Annotated in this window: 1 protein-coding gene; it reads right to left on the bottom strand. The window is 66.3% G+C overall.

Translation table 11 applies throughout. The features are described 5' to 3' along the window. Positions 1–133: 133 nt before the first annotated feature. A partial coding sequence (locus tag ACOMDU_RS13710) for a transposase (protein ID WP_421130713.1) occupies positions 134–424 on the bottom strand: 291 nt, incomplete at its 5' end.

Here is a 424-nt window from a genome sequence, read left to right as displayed (position 1 = left end):
AAATCTGGATGCGGCGAGATGATCTGCGTGCGCGACGGTTCAGCGAGTGCTGGTGCATCATCCGCACGGATTGACTTCGGCAGGGGTCAAGTCCCTCGAAGTGGTGTAGCGGTTGGATCCTTCGTGGGGGTGCTCAGGCGCTGAGCTCGAGGGCGGTGTCGGTGTCCACCTCGTCTCCGGTGTTTCTCACGGGGGTGAGCCGGCAGCGGTGCAGGACTTCGAGGCCGAGGTAGCGGCGGCCCTCGGCCCACTCATCGGTCTGCTCGGCCAGCACCGCACCGACCAGCCTGACGATGGCTGCCCGGTTGGGGAAGATGCCCACCGCGTCGGTGCGGCGGCGGATCTCGCGGTTGAGCCGCTCGGCCGGATTGTTCGACCAGACCTGCGTCCACACGTCCTTCGGGAAGGTCGTGAAGGCCAGGAT

The sequence above is a fragment of the Vescimonas sanitatis genome (assembly GCF_049060325.1).
GTDB classification, from domain to species: domain Bacteria; phylum Bacillota; class Clostridia; order Oscillospirales; family Oscillospiraceae; genus Vescimonas; species Vescimonas sanitatis.
This window is presented reverse-complemented; position numbering and strand designations above follow the sequence as displayed.